The organism is Prosthecobacter gellanilyticus, assembly GCF_007992435.1.
Lineage (GTDB): Bacteria > Verrucomicrobiota > Verrucomicrobiia > Verrucomicrobiales > Verrucomicrobiaceae > Prosthecobacter > Prosthecobacter gellanilyticus.
This window is the reverse complement of the sequence record NZ_BKAG01000059.1, coordinates 22363-39385: the sequence shown is the minus strand read 5'-3', so window position 1 is coordinate 39385 and position 17023 is coordinate 22363. Positions and strand designations below refer to the sequence as shown.

Genomic DNA, 17023 nt, shown 5'->3' with positions numbered 1-17023 from the left:
AGGGAGGCGGCAGAGTTTCAAAATGCCGAAACTTGAGGCCGGCGGCATCACGGCCTACGTTCATCATCCCATGCCACAAGACCTTCCACCGATCTCCTATTATCTCGCCATGCCTGCAGGGCAGAGGGCTCTGCTGGCATGTTTGATGATCGGCTTCGCCAATGGCTTTGTGAGCGCCTTCGTGGTGCTGCGGAAGTCAGCGCTGAAGGTGGGCACGCTTTCTCATGCGCTGCTGCCGGGGATTGCGCTTGCCGTGCTTTTGGTTGGGCTGACCCAGTGGAGCGCGCTGGCTGGAGCGGTCTTCGCGGCCATGATCGTGGGTCTGGGCTCCATCTTTCTCTCCCGCACCTCGCGGCTGGACCAGGACACCTCCATGGGCATCCTTTACACCACGGCCTTTGCCGGTGGTTACCTCATCCTGACGCAGCTCAATGTGCGGCAAAAGCTGGATGAATGGCTCTTCGGCAGCATCGTGGGCATGGCAGACAGTGATCTGTGGATCGCTTTTGGCATCAGCGTGGTGGCGGTGCTTGCGCTGACAGCGCTGCAGCGGCCGCTGCTGATCTATCTCTTTGAGCCCAACATCGCCGCGAGCCTCGGTGTGCCGGTGCGCTTTCTGAACTACGCCACCTTTGCCATCACGATCCTGGTGCTCATCTCCTCCCTCCAGGCCGTGGGTTGCATCCTGAGCGTGGGCCTCATGGTGGCACCTGCGGCCACGGTCTATCTGCTGACAGACAATGCCCGCGCGCTCTTCTGGGGCGGTGGCATCATCGGCGGGCTGGGCTCGGTGGCGGCGTTCTTCATCAGCTATCCGCTGGGCTGGTCCATGAGCAGCACCATCATCCTGGTGCTGGGCGCGCTTTTCCTGCTGGCCTACATCTTCAGCCCTCGCTACGGCCTTTTCAGCCGCCGAAAAGTGTCCTGAAGGTGGATTTTGCCGACCGGGTTTCCCTGGGAAAATGGGCAGCTTTTGCCATTCCTTGGAAGTGGGGTTGCCCCCGGCGTTGACAAAGCCTCCGCCCGCTCCTTTTTAGCGCCCCCTTTCCGGCCATTCCGGAATCAGTCACCCAGCCGCCTTTCCTCAACCGCACCTTATGGACTTCATTGCCAAAAACATCGCCGAACTCGCCCCTTCCATGACCCTCGCCATCACCGCCCAGGCGAAGGCTCTCAAGAAGCAGGGGATTGACGTGCTGAGCTTCGGTGCCGGTGAGCCTGACTTCAACACACCGGACCACATCACCCAGGCCGCCATCGAGGCCCTGCAGAACGGCAAGACCCGCTACACCGAAAGCAACGGCATCCTGGAGCTGCGCGAAGCCCTGGCCGCCAAGCTCATGGTGGACAACGGTCTGCAATACGACCCTTCCATGATCAGCGTGAACTGCGGTGCCAAGCACTCCTGTTACAACGCCATCGCCGCCGTGGTGAACCCTGGCGACGAAGTGATCATCCCGGCTCCTTACTGGACCAGCTATCCTGAGATGGTGAAGATCGTGGGCGGCGTGCCTGTGATCGTGGAAACCAAGCGCGAGAACGGCTGGAAGATGACCCCGGAAGAGTTTGAGGACGCCATGTCCCCGATGACGAAGATGGTCATCATCAACAGCCCCGGCAACCCGACTGGTTCCGTCTACACGAAGGAAGAACTTGCCGCCATCGGTGAGATCGCCGCTTCCGAAGACATCATCATCCTTTCTGACGAGATCTATGAGAAGCTGGTCTACGGCGGCCAGCAGCACGTCTCCATCGCCAGCATCAGCAAGGACATCTTTGACCACACGATCACCATCAACGGCTTCTCCAAGGCCTACGCCATGACCGGCTGGCGCCTCGGCTACACCGCCGCTCCGAAGAAGATCGCGGACGCCATCGACGTCATCCAGAGCCACACGACCAGCAACGTCACCAGCTTCGCCCAATACGGCGCTCTGGCCGCCCTCACTGGCGACCAGCAGATCGTGGCTGACATGCGCGATGAGTTCGACGTGCGCCGTCAGTATATGCTGAGCCGTCTGCAGGGCATCAAGAACGTCCGCGTGGTGGAGCCTCAGGGCGCCTTCTACTTCCTGGTCGACATCGAGCCGATCGGCATCAAGTCCGTGAACTTCTGCGAGAAGCTGCTCAGCAAAGCCCGCGTGGCCACTGTTCCAGGCGTGGCCTTCGGTTCCGAGTACACGCTGCGCTTCAGCTACGCGACCGGTCTGGACGTCATCAACGCCGGCATGGACCGCTTCGAAGAGTTCTGCTCCCAGCATTGATCCGCTGGAACCTGAAGGCTTCTATTCAATTCAAAGGCCGCCAGGAAACTGGCGGCCTTTTTCTTTACAGTCGCTGTCTCACTCTGTGAGATGAGCTGGGGAGATGGCCATCACAAGGGACTGGCGATATCACGCGGAAGTGTCTTTGCCGCATGCGGCATGGGCTTGGGGATTCGCGAATCCTTTGGGGTTTTGCTACTCAGGGAAGTCGATCTGATCGAGGTCACGTGCGGAGTGGATCACGCGAATGACCTCGATGCCATCATCAACAGGTCGGAAAAAGAAGCAGTATTTGCCGAAGGGATAGCTGCGGCAATCCTTGCCGAATTCCGGACGTGGTCGCCCGAGAGTATTCCACTTGGCAAGGTGCTCGAGCTTGGCGCGAAACTTCTCCAAGAGCCGGTCAGCCTGGCGCTGGCTGTCAGCAGAGATGTAGTCCCAGATCTCGACAAGATCAGTCTTGGCAGCATTCGAATAGACGACCCTCGCCATGTCTAGGCAGCGTGGTGACGCTCGGCATATGCACGGTGACGCTCGGCGAAGAATTGATCCCAGTTCATTTCGCTGCCTTCACCACGGTCAAGCTGGTCAATGCCAACCTGGATATCACGACGGAGATTTTCGAGCTTTGCTTGCTCGGTTTCGCTGAGACCTTCCTCGACCTGGTCTTTATACATTGAGACGACGCTGATGAAGAATTCGTCTGCGTTGTGAAAACCGCCGGATTGAACCGACTCGTTCACAAACTGGGTGAGCTCGTCTGGAAGCTGAATGGCGACCTGGGTCATGATGGAGGGACTCTACCAAGCGTGGTTTGATTTGTCGAGCGGCTACAGCATGCAAGGATATCTAGAGGCAGGCGTGAGCATGCCTTTGGTTGAGGTACGAAGGTCTCGCGTGCTCCCAGAGGGAAGACTGACGTCTTCCTCTACACAAAGCACCCTCCCCGCAGCCCCACAAAAAAGCCCCGCTCATCGCGGGGCTTTCGTGATTGGACTCATGCGCTAGCTAGTCGAAGGATTAAGCTCCGCTCGCCTTGGAAGCAGCCACGGCGGCATCGGCCATGCGGGCGGCTTCGTGGCTCTCGAGCACCTTGTGCTTGAGGCTGACACCGGTCTTCGTGGCATACCACAGCACCAGCGGGCTGGCGATGAAGATGGAGGAGTAGGTGCCGAGCAGCACACCGATGGTGATCGGCATGGCGAACTCAAGCATGGCAGGGTTGCCGAGGAACAGGAGGATGACCATCGGGGCCAGGGCGGTCGGACCGGTGAGGAGCGTGCGGCTCAGGGTCTTGCAGATAGCCTCGTTCATCAGGTCGCGGATGCTGCCGCTGCCACCGCGCTGGATGGTCTCGCGGATACGGTCGAACACCACGATGGTGTCATTGATGGAGTAACCGGCGATGGTGAGGAGCGCACCCACGTGGATGAGACTGAGTTCCTGGCCGAAGAGAACGCAGAGACCCGGCACCATGAGCACGTCATGGAAGAGGGCGATCACCGCGCCGAGGGCGAAGGCGAACTCATAACGGAACAGCAGGTAGACGAAGATGGCGAGAAGCGCGACGCCCATGGCGATGATGGAGGTCACACCGGACTCCTGACCGATCAGGGAACCGACAGTCTCCAGACTGGTGCCCTTGATGCTGTCCTTGAACTTGGCATTCACCGCGCCTTCAAAGGCGGCACCAGCATTCTGCTCGCCTCGGACGGCGATGATCTCACCACCGGTCGTGGTGCTCTTGTGCTGGATGTAGAAAGTTCCCACAGACGCTTCCTTGCCGTCTCCGGCCTTCATCTTGAGGGGCTTGAAAAGATCCTCGAGGTCTTTGTCAGCGATCTTCTTGCCGTCAGCGAGCTCGATGTGGAGCAGGGAACCACCACGGAAGTCGATGCCGAAGCTGTTGCCACCTTTGACCGCCAGAGTGGCAAAGGAAATGGCGGTTACGACGAGGGACGCGATGATGAACTTCGGAGCCTTGGCCAGGATGTCGAAGACGCGGTCAGGGATGATCTTGGTGGTCTTCAACGTCTTCAGGGTGCCGGTGTCGATCACCCACATGAAGATCACACGGGTCACGACCAGCGCGCCCAGGAGGGAGGAGACGAGACCGATGAGGAGGGTCACGGCGAAGCCGGCCACCAGACCACCGGAGATGGAGAGGAGGATGACTGCGGCGATGATGGTGGTGATGTTCGAGTCAGCGATGGCGGAGAAGGCCTTTTCATAGGCGGCTTCCAGCGCTGCGGTGAGCGTCTTGCCAGCTTCCATTTCCTCACGCAGACGCTCATAGATCAGCACGTTCGCGTCCACCGCCATACCGATGGTGAGCACCACACCCGCGATACCGGGCATGGTCAGGGTAAACTGGAAGAGGGCCATGCCGCCGAAGAGGACGACCAAGTTGATCACCAGACCGACGATGGCGACGAGGCCGGCCATGCGGTAGATGAAGAGCATGAACAGGGTGGTCATGGCCAGACCGGCCACGCAGATCCACTTGCCCTGGTCGATGGAGGACTGACCGTAGGAGGAGGAGACCGCGTTCTCAGACTCGATCTGCATCGGGTTCTTCAGCGGGTTCTTCAGCAGCGTGGCCAGCTGGGTGGCGGACTCACGGTTGAAGTTGCCGGAGATGACGGCCGTGCCGCCGAAGTGGTCCACCTGAAGGGTCGGGGCGGAGATGATCTCGTTGTCGACGATGATGCCGAGCTGGCGGCCTTTGTTCACGGCGGCGATCTCGTCAAATTTCTTGGAGCCGTCGTTGTTGAGGTCTAGATACACCTTCCAGCCTTCCGCATCCATGGTGGCAAAGGCATTGCTCACGCCGTCACCTTCCATGTCAGGACGGCCGCGGACGAGTTCAGAACCGCGATCTGGCAGCACCTTGCCCTGATCATCTTTCTGCTCCTTATACTTCATCTTTTCCCAGCCTGGCTCGGTGAGGCCACCGCCATCGATCTCGGCGATCTTGGAGCGGCTGTCCTGGTGGACGATGCGGAACTCAAGCTTGGCCACCTGCTGGATGGCGGTGCGCACAGCGGCGAACTCCTCAGGCTTCACACCCGGCATCTGGATCAGGATGCGGTCGCTGCCCTGGGGCTGCATGGAGAGGTCCTTGTTATTCTCCGGGTTGAGACGCTTTTCCAGGATGGCGATGGCCTGCTGCACTTCATCCGCAGTCACGGTGTGGGTCTTGCCATCTTTGTCAGCACTGGGCTTCAGGCGCACGACGAACTCGCTGCCGCCTTTGAGGTCAATGCCGAGCGGAATGCCAGCATTCTTCACCGTGATGATGGCGAAGAATGTCATCAAAGCGATGAGGGCGGTGCCGACCTTGCGCTTGGTGGAGTGAACCACACTGCCGATGTAAAACAGCAGCAGCAGCAGGATGGCGGAGCCAACGAGGAAGGTGAAGATGGGGTGCATGGATGGTTGGGGGAAGGGGCTAAAAATGACGAATTAAGAATGACGAATGACGAAGTGGAGCGGTGAACGGTTTCTGACTTTCGTCATTCTTCATTCGTGCTTCGTCATTCTCTTTATGCTGCGGTGGCTTCCACCACATCGCTCTTCTTGCTGATGGAGGCGATGGCGCTGCGCTCATACTCGACCTTCACGTTGTCGGCGATCTTGACCATCACAGACTTGTCCTTGGTGCTGGTGATGATGCCGTGCTCACCACCGTTCATGATGACGTGGTCACCCACCTTCACACTGCTGAGCAGGCGCTCCTGCTCCTTCTGGCGCTGGCGCTGCGGGCGGATGAGCAGGAAGTACATCATGACAAACATGAGCACCATCATGATCATTGGGTTGCCGAGGATGCCGCCAGGACCGGCGGGGGCTGCAGGGGCGGCTTGGGCGAGAAGGACGAGATTCGAAAGCATGATTAATCGGGGGAGTCTGAACGTGTCTGGTAGCGGGCATTGACCTCTGCCCGGAATTCGGAGAAGCAACCTTGCTCGATGGCCAACCGCGCCCTGGACGTGAGGGACGCGTAGAAATGCAGATTGTGCAGGGAAATCAACCTCAAACCCAGCACCTCCTGGGTGTTAATTAGGTGACGGATGTAGGCCCGGGAAAATCCCCGGCACAGCGGATGGGTGTCCTCGGCGAGGTCGCGGAAGTCTTTGGCGAACTTGTTATTCCGCAAATTCATGAGGCCTTCATGGGTGAAGGCGGTGCCGTTTCGGGCCAGGCGCGTGGGGATCACGCAGTCAAACATGTCCACTCCGCGGGCGATCAGCTCCACGATCTGCGGCGGCGTGCCCAGGCCCATGGCGTAGCGCGGCTTGTGCTCCGGCAGGAGAGGGCAGGTCCATTCGGCGATGCGCATCATGTCCTCCTCCGGCTCGCCCACGCTCAGGCCGCCCACGGCATAGCCGGGGAAGTCCATTGCCACGAGCTCGCGGGCGCAGTGCTGGCGCAGGTCCTGAAAGACGCTGCCCTGTACAATAGGGAAGTGGAGCTGCTTTGTCTGCGTGGCGCTGCGGCCATGCGCTCCGGCATCCGGCTGGTTCTGGTCCACCCAGTCCCGGCAGCGTTTCGCCCAGCGCAGGGTCAGCTCCATGCTCTTCTTCGCCTCATCATGCGTGCAGGGATAAGGGGTGCACTCATCAAAAAGCATCGCGATATCGCTGCCCAGCGTCGCCTGGATCTCCATGGCCGTCTCCGGTCCCAGGAACATCGGCGTGCCGTCCACGTGATTGTTAAAGTAGCAGCCCTCCTCCTTGATCTTCCGCAGTTTGGCCAAAGAAAAGACCTGGAAGCCACCGCTGTCCGTGAGGATGGGGCGGTCCCAGTTCATGAACTGGTGCAGGCCACCCGCCTCGCGGATGATCTCCATCCCCGGGCGCACCCAGAGGTGATAGGTGTTTCCGAGAATGATCTGGGAGTTCAGCTCCCGCAGCTCATTCGGGTGCACCGCCTTCACCGTGCCCTGCGTGCCCACCGGCATGAAGACCGGCGTCTCGATCACCCCATGAGGCGTCTGCAACCGGCCACGGCGGGCGGAGGAGGCAGGATCATTGGCGAGCAGATCAAACATTTAAATATAGGCGGAAAAGGGCGCGGAGTGTGGAGGCGCGGCCCGCAAGTGTCAAAGCTCATCTCACGGCCCTTTTCTGGAAGGGGAGGGGAGCGGAGCCCCGGCACTCTTGCCCGGTTCTCTGCCGCTCTCTCCCGAGCTGCATCCCAGGCACAGGGCACCATCGAGCTCAGGAGAGATTAACTGCCATTCCTTTCCGCGTATTCCATGTGTTCCGTAGGCCCTCTTCCTCTCCGGAATCTCACACCGCGAGAGGAAGGAAAGAACGCAAGAGCATGGAGCAAGGGAGTATCCTCACGCCCCCTTCAACAAATCAAACAGCGTCACAATCCCCAGCAGATGCTGCCCTTCATCCACCACCAGCGCCTTGCTCACCCCGCTGCGCATCAGAGTCTCGATCAGCACCGGCACCGGCATCGTCGCTGAAACGCAAAAGGGCTTCGTCAGCGGCAGCTCCGCCAAAGTATGCTGGCAGGTGAGACCATGATTTTTCAGCCACTCATAGGCCTGGGATCTCCGCAGCAGCCCCGTGACCTTGCCCTCCGCATCCGTGACCGGATACGTGCTGTGCGGATGTGCCTGAAATTCCGTGATGGCATCCTGCACGCAAAGCGTGGAGGGCAGGGAAATCACCGCGCGTGTCATCACCTCCGCTGCCGTGCCATCTCGCGTGGCCGCCGGGATGGCATTCACCGTACGCTGGATCTCTTCTGGTAGATGATACTGCTGCGCTGTGGACCGGAAAAGCATCTCCAGCGAGCCGATGCTCTTCACCAGCGTCTTGAAAGTCCCTCCGTCGATCGCCACCAGCTCACTCGGTTCCGTCGCCACGGCATCAAAGCGCCAGATGCCATCTGCCAAGAGAGCGCGTTCACCAAAGTGTTCTCCAGGTCCGGCCGACTTCACCAGTTGTCCTGCTGCATCTCGAATGTCCACGCGGCCTTTCTTCACCGCATACAATGACTGCGCCGGTTCACCCGAGCGGAAGAGCGTGTCACCCGGCTCAAGATGCATCTCACCGAGTGGCGATGAAAAGCTCGGCGTGAGCAGATTGATGTCACGCGGGAAGAACAGCTCGAACGTCCACTCCGCCATCACCCGCAGCTTCCGGTCAAGCCCCGGCAGCTTCATGAGATAAATGCCGCGCCACATGAACCAGGCGATGATGCCCGAAAATCTCAGCCCCATGATCTGCGCCACCGCCTTGCGGTGACCGATGGTGGCCAGCTCGCCGAGCCCCGTGAAGGTGAACGGCTTCAAAGGCTTGTGCAGCAGCTCCGCCGCAATGTTCTTCCCCACCACCATGCCTTGCCGCATCGCAAACTGCGCGGTCTCAGGGCACGTGCCGCCATCCTTCTTTGGAAATAGCGCGCAATCACCGGCCGACCACACATTGCCGAGCCCCTTCACCTTGCCCGTCGGCTCCACGATGATCTTGCCCTTCTCCACCGGCAGTGATCCCGCCGAACCAAGAGTTGTAATCAGTGGATGCGGCGCATTGCCCACCGTGCAGATCACGATGCTCGCCGCCTGGCTGCTGCCATCACTGAGCTGCACGGTGCGAGCAGTCACGGCACGCACACGGCATTTGAAGATGAGCTTCACGCCCATCTTTGCCAGGCAGTCGCCCGTGTAAGTGCCGAGGCTCTCACTCAGCATGCCGAGCAGACGCTCGCCGCTATGAACCAGCGTCACACTCGGTTCATCCGGCGTGATGTTTTCATAGTAGCGCAGCACTCCGGCGATGAGGTCCTGGATCTGTCCCGCCGTCTCCACCCCAGAATAACCACCACCGACCACCACGAACGAAAGCAGCTGCTTCCTGTCCGCCGTATGCGTCAGCAGGTTCGCCTCCTCCATGCGGCCGATGATCGCCGCGCGCAGCTTCATGGCATCACCCACCGTGCGCATTTGAAAGGCATGCTCGGACATCCCCGGGATGCGGCTGAGATCCACCCCGGCCCCTGGGGCCAGCATGAGATGCGTGAAACCCACCGTCACCATCGGCGTGAAGCTGCCGCCCGTGAGTGTGAGCACGCGCGCCGGCATGTCGATGCTCGTCACCTCCCCCTTCAGCACCTCCGCCTCCTGGCAGATCATGCGGATCGGGTTCACCACATGCTGCGCGGAGAGGGATCCACCCGCCACCTCCGGCAGCATCGGCTGGAAGACCATGTGGTTCTCACTCGCGATGATCCCCACCCGCAACCCCGCGCCTGCCATCTGTTTCAGCAGCGCCTGGGCGCAGTAAACCCCGGCAAATCCTCCTCCAATAATGGCGACATCGAACGTGCGGTCGGGTGGTTTGATCATGAGCGGCACCCCACCCGAGCGCACGCTCCGCGCCATGTATGAAGGAAAACGTGCCCTCCGAATCCACCGGACTCCCTCCGCCCCATTGGAATGGGGCGGTACGCTGGCCCCGACGTACAACCCCATTCCAATGGGGTTGTCTCCGCGCATACCCAGAAGCCCGAACTCATTAACCATCCCTGCACCCCAATACCCTGTCCTCAATGTGGCAACACCAGCGCCACAATCGCCATCCCAATCATCAACCCATCCTCCACAATCGTCACCGTGGACATCGGCAGGTTAAACACGGTGCCCAAACAAGCGCAACGAATGGCCTGTTTCGACATCACCGCCTTCAACACACCAATCAGACTCACTCCCATGACCACAATCGTAGTTAGGTTGATCCAGAAAGGCTGCCAGTCCGCGATGTAGCCCAGCCCAAGCCCGAGCTCGATGAACGGATAGACGAACCCATACGCAGGCACGGCTTTCGCCACCAGATCATAACTCCGGTAAGCATCACTGAAGCCGCGCAGGTCCAGCATCTTGAAAAAAGAGAAGGCTACAAAGAAACCGCCCATGAACAGCCGCATCGCCATCGAAAGCTCAAAGCCACCGTGCATGATGCTCGCCGCCGTGATCACCAGCAGCAGATACGCGAGCAAGATGATGAGCGGACGATAAGTCTGCGCATCCTTCTTCGGCAGATCATCAGGGCTGGATGCCTGCTCAGTCACAGGCACACGATACTTGCCCAGCGGTTTCAGCCACTCGTTGATGTCTGCCTCACTGAGGGCCGCGCGTGTTTGAATCCGCATCTGCGGAGGTTGCAGCGTGACCTCAGCTTCAGCGATGTCGGGATGTTCCTGCAGGCGTTTCGTGACCTTGCCCACACAAGAGCCGCAGGACATGCCGGTCAGTGGGAAGGTTTGGGGAAGTGTCATGATGATGGTTGGTTAACGTAACCAGAGGTTGGAGTGAAGCCTTTAGGCGATCCGGGCTCTCAAAGCCTTCAAATAGAGATATTTCAATTCCCTCCCCGGACAAAATCGAGTCCAGGGAGGCTTGCGCAAGGTCAGGAGTTACTTTGGCAGCTTGCCCAGATACTTTGTAGGATTGGCCTCGAACTTCTTGATGCAGGGCTTGCAGCAAAAGATGATCTCCTGGCTGTCATAGACCTTCTTGATGGGCTTGCCCATGCTGCCGAGTTCATTGCCGCTGACCACGCAGGTCTTTAGCGGGTAGGGTTTCACATCTGCGGCGTTCAGACTGAGGCCGAGCAGCAGGGTGGTAACGAGGGTGGTGAGTTTTGTTTTCATAGTCGTATTGTTGGTTGGGTATGAGTTTGTTTTTGTTGAAGGAAATGAGGTGAAATCAAAATCGGAAAAGCAGCCCCGCGCCGATGCCATATTGCGAATGATACTGCGCGGTGAGAGAGGTGCTGCGGGTGAGGGTGTAGTCGGCTCCAGCCGTCCACTCCCATTCAGTGTTCGTGTCATACTCGATGCGTCCCCACACGCCCAGCCGTGGCGTGAGCTGAAGCCGTTTGGCGAGCCCGATGCGCGCATCGCCCTCGCTGTCCACACTGAGCGTGGCCCAGAGCATGAGCGGCAGCCGGTAGTTGATGCCTGCCACAGCGCGATTCTCTGCTTCCGGATCATTCGTGAGCCGCGCACCGGCGAAGGCCTGGAAGTTCATGTTAAAATAGCGCTGGTAGAGCAGGTCGACCTCATACTGCGGTTTATCCACACCCTCCCAGCCCACTTCCCAGCCTAACAGAATGTCATTCTTTGGATTCATCCAGGTCAGCAGCCCCTCGCTCATGTGAGACTGGAGGGAAGCCGCGCCCCAGACATAGGCCATGTCATGGCTGTGCTCGCCCAGGCCTGCCGCATGATGCAGCGAGTGATCCTGCACCCCCGGTGCCATGGGCATGCTGTGCGCAGTTGCTGCAGCGGCGATCGTATCATCTTCGGGCGCGGCAGGCGCGCTCGCAGGCTCTGCCTCATAGCGGAACACCCGGGCCATGCCGCTCATCATGTGGTAGAGGATGTGGCAGTGAAACATCCAGTCCTTCTCCTCATTGGCTTCAAACTCGATAGTGCGCTTGCTCATTGGCGGCACATCCACCGTGTGCTTCAGCGGTGAGTAACGCCCATTCCCCATCAGCAGACGGAAGAAATGCCCGTGCAGATGGATCGGGTGATGCATCATCGAGTCATTGATCAGCGCCAGTTCCACGATCTCGCCCTTCTTGATCATCACATAGGGATCCTGGGCGATCGTCTTGCCATCGAATCCCCAGATGTAGCGGTTCATGTCCCCCGTCAGATGCAGCGTGATCTTCCGCCGCGGCAGATTGGCTGGCAAAGTGGTGTCGTGTGTCGCCTTCAGCACTCGATACGGCGCCCCTGGCCGCTCCAGCTTCAGCGAGGCACGCGGATCATCCTCCTGCTCTTCCAACGCCAGGTTCAGCATCTCATCCATCTGATACAGATTCGGTCGTGGTGGATCCGTGGCCTCCACACGCTGGCCATCGCCTAACCAGGCAGAGGCATGCCCGCTGCCATCCTGCGCCGTGAAGCGCAGTTCCTTCTGTCCATCCGCAGGAAGGGTGAGAATGACATCATACGTCTCCGCGATCGCCATCAGGAAGCGATCCACCTTCACCGGCTGCACCGGCGGACCATCTGCCGCCACGATGGTCATTGGTCCACCCGCATAGTTCAGATAGAAGTAGGTCGCCGCCGAGGCATTGATGATGCGCAGCCTCACACGTTCACCAGGCTTGCCCTCGATGCGTGTCTCGCGCTGCCCGTTCACCAGAAAGGCATGGTAACCCACATCCGAGATGTCCATCGGCATCATGCGGTCCCACTCGCGCATAAAATAGTCCTTCAGGTTGCCCTTCTTCCACGCACCCCACACGGACTGCGCATTGCGCCGCATGAGTCCGAAATAGTCACTGCCACGCATGAGCATGCGCATCACCTCGTGCGGGTTGTAGTTGGTCCAATCCGAAAGCACCAGCACCTGCTCGCGATCCGCCTTCATAGGCTCGCCATTCTTCGGCGTGACCACGATGCTGCCATACACCCCATTCTGCTCCTGCAGATGCGTGTGGGAGTGATACCAGTAGGTGCCGCTGTGCCGTAGTTCGAAGTTAAAAGTGTGCGTTTGCCCCGGCAGGATCGGCGGCGTGGTCACATGCGGCACGCCATCCTGAGGGTTCGGCAAAAGCAGCCCATGCCAGTGTGTGGAGGTCTCGTGGGACTTCAGATCATTGTGCACGCGGATGCGAGCGAAGTCGCCCTCACGAAACCGCAGTGTGGGACCCGGAATGCCACCATTGATGGTAAAGCCACGCACGGCTTTGCCCGCGGGACTTAAGGTTTGCTCGGCGATGTGCAGGTCGTATTCGACCAGTCGTTGGCCTGGCCTTGGTCCTGTGACCTTGCAGGCGTCACAGGCGAGCGCGCTGGCGGTCGTCATGAGCATGACGAGGCCTGGATAAAGGAATGTCTTCATAAGAACGGAGTCGTGATGGTTCGATGATGGAACCTGGCCCGTGCCTGCAGATGTCCTGATGGGACCGCGATGCGTGGGCACAATGCGTCTGTCAGAGACGCCGACTCAATTCAGGAAAGCGCAAAACAGCACTGGCAGCCGGACATGCGACTGCTTCACAGGATCACGCTGAATGAAGCGCTCCCTCTTCTTCTCAAGATTCATCGAGACACTCGTCAGAGATGGCATCTCCTCGATCATCGTCCAAACCACCTGTGGCACCAGATCACGACCGCTTGCTGGCGGCGTGTTCAGCGGCTTGGCAGGAGCTGACGTATCAGCGCACGCACAGGCATCCATCTCAGTGGATGCCACCGCCGCACAGCAGCCCATCTCACAAGTCACTGGCTCCTGCGCACCACGCATCATCGCCTGCACAGGCATAGCCTGCGCCAGAACGGCGAAGATGAGAATGATGGAACGCAGCAGTGACATGTCTCTATAAGAGCATACGGACGAAACTTTATTCCGTCACACTGAATCTTTGTCAGATGCTGATTTAACTAATCACTGCAGTTGTCATGAGCTGCCCACGTCTTGCTGCGCGCTTCATCACCACCAGCGCATCTCCGGGCATCAGCATGGCAGTCGGGGCAGGATTGAGGTCGGTGCCACCCTCCTTCCTTAAAATGGCCACCGGCATCATCCTTCCGGCGGCCTCGGTCTCGATCTCCGAGATACGCTTGTGCACCCACGGTGATTCCGGGCCGATCTCGACCTCCTCCATGTCCAGTCCCAGCTCGACAAGGTGATGCTCCAGATCCACCCCTGCCTTGGTCCGTCCGCCGATCAGCTCCCGTGCATTCGGATGCAGGATCAGGTGGGCGATTCGATCCGCGCCAATATGCGCAGGCAGCACCACGCGGTTTGCACCGGCTTGCAATAGCTTGCGCTCGGTGGAGGGCACTTCACCGCGCGCGATGATCTGCACCTGCGGGCTCATATTGCGCGCGCTGAGCGTGATGAAGACATTCGCCGCATCATTGGGCAGCACCGTGGCCAGCACACGAGCGCGGGTGATGCCGGCGTGGCGCAAGACCGCCTCATCCGTGGCCTCTCCCTGCAGGGTGAGGTAGCCGTCCCCCCGTGCCTCGGCCACGCGCTCCGTGGACTGGTCCACAATGACAAAGGGAATGCCGCCTGCCACCAGCTGGCTGGCGATCATCCGGCCGATGCGGCCATAGCCGCAGATTACGGCGTGGTTCTTCAGTTTCTCGATTTCGTTTTCCATGCGTTTGCCTCCGAGTGCTCGTTGGATCTGCGCCTCTGTCAGCCATTGGACAAAGGAACCCGTGATGAAAATGATGCCCGTGCAGCCCAGCATGATGAGCGCCATCGTCCACGCCCGCAGCCAGGGGGAGGTGATGGGCACCACCTCGCCAAAGCCCACGCTGAAAGCCGTGATGATCACCATGTAGAGCGCGTCTCCCCAGCTCCATCCGGCCAGGCGATAGCCCACGGTGAAGACCACCATCACCACGCTCACGAAGATGGCGGCGTAGGTCAGGTTGGCCTGCGGTCGGCTTTTGGAGATGGGCATGTGGCGGGAGACGCTACTGTTAGCCGGTCGCGTGCCAAACCTCCAAGGATGCTCGTCTCTGCACCGAAACCACCCCGCAAACTGAGGTGCACGCCGTGGGTGTCTCAGCCTGCGGCCTCACCACCTTGAGGTCGGAATTGCCTCAGAAGCCTTTCCGGTCCACGTTATCATCGTTCGACCATGCGTTTTCTCCCGCTTCTGCTCCTGACCAGTTTTCTTCAGGCGGCTCCGCCCGCCGAGCTTCCGGCCACGGATGGCAAATCCTATGCGCCGCTGGATGCCGGTGGGAAAAAGGCCGTGGTGCTCTTCTTCGTCTCGCCCTTCTGCTCGACCACGCGGCCCTTCATGAAGGAGATCAACGCCATCGCCGCTGAGTATGCGGACCGTGCCGCGGTGACCCTGGTGCATTCGGATTCCGAGATCACCGTGCTCACGGCCTTTCAGCACGCGGACATGGAAAAGGTGCAGGCGCGTGTGTTGATTGATCAACAGCAGGAACTCGCCAAGCACCTCGGTGCCACGATCACACCTGAGTCCTTCATTTTGTCCCCAACAGGCGAGGTACTCTACAAAGGCCGCATCAATGACCTTTACCTTGGCCCCACGAAGCGCCAGCGTGCTGCCACCACCAAGGATCTTCGGGATGCGCTGGAGGCCATCCTTTCCGGGAAGGCCGCCCCGACACCGCAGGAGCCCGCGCAGGGCTGCAAAATCGGCGGCCTGAAATAAGCTTCCATCCACCCCACTCCCACCATGCATCGCCGTCACTTCATTCACAGCAGCGCGGCGCTGGCAGCGCTGGCCTCATGCAGCAAAACCAAGTCGGGCGCTCCCGCCAGCGCGCGCTCCATGACCGAGCTCATCGACCGCATCCGCTCCGGGAAGGCGAACGTGCAGACGTATCTCTCCCACTACCTGAAGCGCATTGAGGAGATGAACACCGCAGGTCCGGAACTGCGGGCCGTGATCGAGCTCCATGCCCAGGCTAACCAATTACCCGTTCAGCCGCTCCCGCAGGGCGTTCTTCATGGCGCGCCGATCCTGATCAAGGACAACATCGAGACCGCAAACGACGGCATGCTGACCACCGCTGGCTCGCTGGCGCTCATGGATGCGCCACCGCCGCAGCGGGATGCCTTCATCGTGCAAAAACTGCGCGAGGCCGGCGCGCTCATCTTTGGCAAAACCAATCTCAGCGAGTGGGCGAACATCCGCAGTCATGATTCCACCAGCGGCTGGAGCGCGCGTGGCGGGCTCACGCGCAATCCGCACCGCCCCACGCACAATGCCAGCGGCTCCAGCAGTGGCTCCGCGGCAGCCGTGGCGGCAGACTTTTGCGCGGCTGCCATCGGCACCGAGACGAATGGCAGCATTGTCAGTCCCGCGAGCGCTTGTGGCATCGTGGGTTTGAAGCCCACCGTGGGAAAGGTCAGCCGCACGGGCATCATTCCCATCACTCATTGGCAGGACACGGCCGGCCCCATGACGCACACCGTGCGTGACGCGGCGCTGATGATGAACGCCATCTCCGCGCATGATCCGGAGGACGTGCTTTCCACACCGCCGCCTGAAGGAGCGGTGAAGGATCATCTGGCGCTGTTCAGTCCGGATGTGCTGAAAGGGAAGCGCCTCGGCATCGTGCGCGGTGAGTGTGGCAAGCATCCAGGCGTGCTCACCCAGTTTGAGCGCATGATCCTGCTGTTGAAAGTGGCCGGGGCCGTCATCGTGGAGGATGTCGAGATTCCCAATCACAAGCAGGCGGGTGGCCTGGCATGGCGCGCCATGCTCACAGAGTTCCGCGCGGAGCTGAATGCCTATCTTGAAAAGCGTGGCGGCAAAGTTCGTTCGCTGATGGCCCTGATGGCTTTCAATGAGGAGCATCGTGCCGAGGAGATGCCGCATTTCGGCCAAGACATTTTTGAAGAGGCCGAAAGCCGCGGCACTGACGAGGCGGTCGAGAAAGCGGCAGAGGCCAGGGCCATGGCACGTCATCTCGCGGGGCCTGAAGGCATCGATGCCGCGATGGCGGCCCACAAGCTGGATGCGCTGATCTGCCCAACCAATGATCCGTCAGAAGCCCTCGACCTCAAGAAGGGAGATGCCGACACCCGTGTGGCCTGCACCCCCGCTGCTGTGGCTGGCTATCCGCATCTCACGGTTCCCATGGGTCTCGTAGAAGGCATGCCCGTCGGCTTTTCCTTCTTCGGCGCCGCCTGGTCAGAGCCGCTGCTGCTGGCCATGGGAGATGCGTTTGAGAAGCTGCGGGATTGATGATGCTGTATTCAACCTTCAATCTGGTTC

The 17023-nt window shown here is 59.9% G+C and carries 15 protein-coding genes; 4 read left to right on the top strand and 11 right to left on the bottom strand.

The annotated features are described in order from the left end of the window. On the top strand, positions 1–928 hold a 928-nt coding region (locus BGE01nite_RS25425), incomplete at its 5' end, for a metal ABC transporter permease (protein ID WP_425485726.1). Between the two features lie 169 nt (positions 929–1097). Then, on the top strand, positions 1098–2264 hold the full coding sequence (locus BGE01nite_RS25420; RefSeq protein ID WP_146855082.1) for a pyridoxal phosphate-dependent aminotransferase: 1167 nt from the start codon (positions 1098–1100) through the stop codon (positions 2262–2264). Positions 2265–2459: 195 nt separating this feature from the next. On the opposite strand, the gene BGE01nite_RS25415 is transcribed toward BGE01nite_RS25420, so the two are convergent. From BGE01nite_RS25415 to BGE01nite_RS25365, 11 genes are all read right to left on the bottom strand, one after another. Next, positions 2460–2756: a type II toxin-antitoxin system RelE/ParE family toxin gene (locus BGE01nite_RS25415; protein WP_146855078.1), complete on the bottom strand. Its 297-nt coding sequence runs from the start codon at positions 2754–2756 to the stop codon at positions 2460–2462. A 2-nt stretch (positions 2757–2758) separates the two neighbouring features. After that, complete coding sequence (locus tag BGE01nite_RS25410) at positions 2759–3052, bottom strand: ribbon-helix-helix domain-containing protein (protein WP_146855075.1); 294 nt, start codon at positions 3050–3052, stop codon at positions 2759–2761. Positions 3053–3284: 232 nt separating this feature from the next. Continuing rightward, a complete protein-coding gene (secD, locus tag BGE01nite_RS25405; RefSeq protein WP_146855072.1) occupies positions 3285–5696 on the bottom strand; it encodes a protein translocase subunit SecD in 2412 nt (803 codons plus the stop codon). 113 nt (positions 5697–5809) lie between these two features. After that, positions 5810–6157 (bottom strand): preprotein translocase subunit YajC, encoded by a 348-nt coding sequence (yajC, locus tag BGE01nite_RS25400; RefSeq protein WP_146855070.1) that lies wholly within the window; start codon positions 6155–6157, stop codon positions 5810–5812. A gap of 2 nt (positions 6158–6159) precedes the next feature. Beyond that, on the bottom strand, positions 6160–7317 hold the full coding sequence (tgt, locus tag BGE01nite_RS25395) for a tRNA guanosine(34) transglycosylase Tgt (protein ID WP_146855068.1): 1158 nt from the start codon (positions 7315–7317) through the stop codon (positions 6160–6162). 294 nt (positions 7318–7611) lie between these two features. Next, entirely contained in the window at positions 7612–9630 is a 2019-nt protein-coding gene (locus BGE01nite_RS25390) for an FAD-dependent oxidoreductase (RefSeq protein WP_170267061.1), read from the bottom strand. 200 nt (positions 9631–9830) lie between these two features. Next, positions 9831–10559 carry a heavy-metal-associated domain-containing protein gene (locus tag BGE01nite_RS25385; protein ID WP_146855063.1) on the bottom strand — a complete coding sequence of 243 codons (729 nt, stop codon included), beginning with the start codon at positions 10557–10559 and terminating at the stop codon, positions 9831–9833. 138 nt (positions 10560–10697) lie between these two features. Continuing rightward, complete coding sequence (locus BGE01nite_RS25380) at positions 10698–10934, bottom strand: hypothetical protein (protein WP_146855060.1); 237 nt, start codon at positions 10932–10934, stop codon at positions 10698–10700. Positions 10935–10989: 55 nt separating this feature from the next. After that, positions 10990–13143, bottom strand: coding sequence for a multicopper oxidase family protein (locus BGE01nite_RS25375; protein ID WP_146855057.1), 2154 nt, complete (start codon positions 13141–13143; stop codon positions 10990–10992). A 105-nt stretch (positions 13144–13248) separates the two neighbouring features. Further along, positions 13249–13617 carry a hypothetical protein gene (locus BGE01nite_RS25370; protein WP_146855054.1) on the bottom strand — a complete coding sequence of 123 codons (369 nt, stop codon included), beginning with the start codon at positions 13615–13617 and terminating at the stop codon, positions 13249–13251. Positions 13618–13681: 64 nt separating this feature from the next. Continuing rightward, positions 13682–14722 carry a potassium channel family protein gene (locus tag BGE01nite_RS25365; protein WP_146855051.1) on the bottom strand — a complete coding sequence of 347 codons (1041 nt, stop codon included), beginning with the start codon at positions 14720–14722 and terminating at the stop codon, positions 13682–13684. Positions 14723–14902: 180 nt separating this feature from the next. Between BGE01nite_RS25365 and BGE01nite_RS25360 the strand changes: the two genes are divergently transcribed. Both BGE01nite_RS25360 and BGE01nite_RS25355 read left to right on the top strand, forming a co-directional pair. Next, positions 14903–15451, top strand: coding sequence for a redoxin domain-containing protein (locus tag BGE01nite_RS25360; RefSeq protein ID WP_146855048.1), 549 nt, complete (start codon positions 14903–14905; stop codon positions 15449–15451). A 24-nt stretch (positions 15452–15475) separates the two neighbouring features. Next, on the top strand, positions 15476–16993 hold the full coding sequence (locus tag BGE01nite_RS25355; protein ID WP_146855045.1) for an amidase: 1518 nt from the start codon (positions 15476–15478) through the stop codon (positions 16991–16993). The last annotated feature ends 30 nt before the right edge of the window (positions 16994–17023 follow it).